The organism is Arthrobacter sp. JCM 19049, from assembly GCF_001310435.1.
Map to the genome: position 1 here is coordinate 1 of NZ_BAXF01000285.1, position 2,837 is coordinate 2,837.

The 2,837-nt window shown below is 64.5% G+C and carries 3 protein-coding genes and 1 pseudogene; 2 read left to right on the forward strand and 2 right to left on the reverse strand.

Annotated elements, in window-relative coordinates:
• Positions 1 to 555 (reverse strand): annotated as a pseudogene (locus tag JCM19049_RS11030) (2Fe-2S iron-sulfur cluster-binding protein); the annotation flags it as partial.
• Positions 556 to 592: 37 nt separating this feature from the next.
• Between JCM19049_RS11030 and JCM19049_RS20350 the strand changes: the two are divergent.
• The gene (locus tag JCM19049_RS20350; protein ID WP_279403009.1) at positions 593 to 733 is read left to right on the forward strand and encodes a hypothetical protein; all 141 of its coding nucleotides are present in this window, start codon (positions 593 to 595) and stop codon (positions 731 to 733) included.
• A gap of 188 nt (positions 734 to 921) precedes the next feature.
• Here the strand turns inward: JCM19049_RS20350 and JCM19049_RS11035 are convergent, their stop codons facing one another.
• Entirely contained in the window at positions 922 to 1,407 is a 486-nt protein-coding gene (locus JCM19049_RS11035; RefSeq protein ID WP_054821614.1) for a nucleoside deaminase, read from the reverse strand.
• A 475-nt stretch (positions 1,408 to 1,882) separates the two neighbouring features.
• Between JCM19049_RS11035 and JCM19049_RS11040 the strand changes: the two genes are divergently transcribed.
• Positions 1,883 to 2,584, forward strand: a complete 702-nt coding sequence (locus JCM19049_RS11040; RefSeq protein WP_279403010.1) for a PepSY domain-containing protein — start codon at positions 1,883 to 1,885, stop codon at positions 2,582 to 2,584.
• The last annotated feature ends 253 nt before the right edge of the window (positions 2,585 to 2,837 follow it).

The window sequence follows — 2,837 nt, forward strand, 5'->3', positions numbered from 1 at the left end:
CCTCCGGCTGCCCCAGCGCGTAGGCGGCGTCCCGGATCGGACGGTAGCCGGTGCAGCGGCACAGGTTGCCGGACAAGGCATGCAGGTCAAACCCGTTGGGCCGCATTCGTGCTCGGCCAGCTGGCCGTCGTGTTCGGCGTTCCGGGACGGTTCGGCGCGTTCGGGGCGGTAGTATTCGGCGGCCATGCTGCACACGAAGCCGGGGGTGCAGTAGCCGCACTGGGAGCCGCCGCGTTCGGCCAGCTGTTCCTGGACCGGGTGCAGGTCGCCCGGTCCACCCAGGCCCTCCGCGGTGAGCACTTCCTGTCCGTCCAGCGCGGCGGCCGGCAGCAGGCAGGAGTTCAGTGCGGTCCAGCGGGTGCCCTGCCCGTCGGGACGGGCGACCAGGATGGCGCAGGCGCCGCATTCGCCTTCGGCGCAGCCTTCCTTGGCTCCGGTCAATCCCTCGCCGCGCAGGAAGTTCAGCGCGTTGGTGTGCGGTGGGCCGGTGAATTCGCGGGCAGTTCCATTAACGGTGACCTGGCACCGGGTTTGTTCAGTGATCTCGGCGGTCATGCCGCTTGCCTCCTACTTCCCCAGAGAGGGAAGCACAGTGGGTGAAAGTGAGCTGGTGGTCATCTTCGCCGGGGCAACGCGCTCGGCGAAGGGGCAGGCAGCGGCCTGGGCACCAGTTGGGTGGCCGGAGTTCAATGACTCAACGGAAAACTGGCTGGCGGCGCGCTGGCACCGTTAAGCTCCGTGGGCAATCTGTCCCTTCGCCCAGACAACGGATCCACCCATGACGGTCCTCCAAGAAATTTCGGATCGCGAGAAATCGATTTCAAACGATTGTTGTGAAGCATATCACAGCAGGTTTTGGTGCACATGGTTCGCTGCTTCCGGAGGCGTTCGTGACGCCAGCGGCCTGCCGGCAGCGACGGCTTAGTATTCCGTGCGCACTTCCAGGCCATCCCAGATCTCGAACGGCTGCAGGTGCTCTTCGGCCTCGAACAGCTGGCGTTCCACCGGCATCAGGGAGCGATCCGAATCGGGGCCAAAGTAGTCATAGAACACCGCGTCATCGAAGCCGGAGCGTTCGGCATCATGGCGGTCCGCGGCGAATACGACCCGGTCGACGCGGGCCCAGAGCGCGGAGGCCAGGCACATCGGGCAGGGCTCGCAACTGGTGTAGAGGATGCAGCCAGCCAGGGTGAAGGTGCCCATTTGCTCGGCCGCGGCGCGGATGGCGACCACTTCGGCATGGGCAGTGGGGTCGTTGTTCGCGGTGACCCGGTTGACGCCTTCAAAGGTGCGCCCGTCGGGCGCCAGGATCAGCGCGCCAAAGGGGCCGCCGCTGTTTTTGACATTGTTGCTGGCGATGTCAATGGCCATTGACAGGTACTTCTGGTCGGCAATGGTCGCACTCATCTGGGGCTCCTCGCGGCTCGCACGGCAGGCCGGCATGCCGCCGGATACGGACAGCAACTCAGCCCACCAACTCGGTAGGTTCAACAGCATGCCCGGTAGATAGCCCCTGATCCGGGGCCCGCCGTAGCCATGATCCGAGGGTAGCAGTCCACTGTGAGCCACGCCATATTGTGTCGTTACCTCGCTTCGTCGTACCGGTCCACACCCGGACGCATGGCACCGGCAGGGCCAGCGGATGGACGCCAGGTGGACGCTGACTGCCAGAGTCCCGCCGGTGCTTGACCTGTCGGGGGACCAGTGGAAAACATGGCCTTGGGTGCCCGCTACAGGCGGGCACCGCGCGACCATGCCGGTGAACCGGCCGGGGGAAGACCCGGCGGCGGGCTTCCCGCGGCGATCCGGCAACAAACCGATCCGAGACATGAAATCCCGCATGTTTAATGTTGGGCCTTCCCAGGGAATTAGGGAGCGAATCATGAAAACCAGTGCCACGAAGAAGACCACGACAGTGCTCACGTTCGCGTTCGCCACTGCCTTGCTGGCCTCCGGATGCTCCGGCAACACCGGTGACAGCCCCGAACCAACGACGGCCACCAGCAGCCAGGCGGCGGCCCCCAGCACCAGCGCGTCCCCCACCGAAGATGCCTCGCAGTCCTCCGCCTCCCCGACCGGTTCGGCCACGCAGAGCCCGGAATCGCAGAGTCCGGGTTCGCAGAAGAGCGACCTGTCCCAAACCAGTTTCGACACGTCCTGGCAGGATGCGGTGGACAGCGCGAAGAAGAAGTTCTCCGGCGAGGTCTCGAAGATTGAGCTGGAGGCCAATGACGCCGGACGGTATGCCTACAAGGTCGAGATCATCAACGACACCCAGAAGTACGAGACCCACATTGATGCGAACTCCGGGGAAGTGATCAATGAGGAAACCGATGACCTGAATGATGATGAGCGCGGCACCGAGAAGGACAAGAAGCGCCTGGACCTGGACAAGGTCGTCTCCCTGGACGATGCGATGAAGACCGCACAGCAGGAACAGGCCGGGGCGGTGAACAAGTGGAAGCTGGAGGGCACGTCCGCCGGGCCGCGCTACGAATTCGACATCACCCCGGACGGCGCGAACGAGGACCGCGAGATCAAGTTCGATGCCATCAGCGGACAGCTGGTTCCCGGCGACGACTAAGCCCCTAGTGGTCAGGTTCCCTGCCGCCGGTGATAGGCCGGATCGAGGGGAGGTACACACTGCCCACACAGCCATGCCCTGTTCCCCTTGGGGACAGGGCATGGCTGTGCCTTTGACCGCTGTTGCCGCTCGCCTGGCCACGGACCCGATACAGAACCGGCCGGGCGCCCTTGGCAAAACGGCGCAAATGCGCTAGCTCTTCAAAACCGCACTCTCTTCCAGCGTCGAAGCGCTTGTTTGCAGGGAAGCAGCA

Bases quoted from the DNA above. Each gene is read 5' to 3' on its own strand.
- JCM19049_RS11040 (WP_279403010.1), top strand. From the start codon at position 1,883: ATGAAAACCAGTGCCACGAAGAAGACCACGACAGTGCTCACGTTCGCG.
- JCM19049_RS11035 (WP_054821614.1), bottom strand. From the start codon at position 1,407: ATGAGTGCGACCATTGCCGACCAGAAGTACCTGTCAATGGCCATTGAC.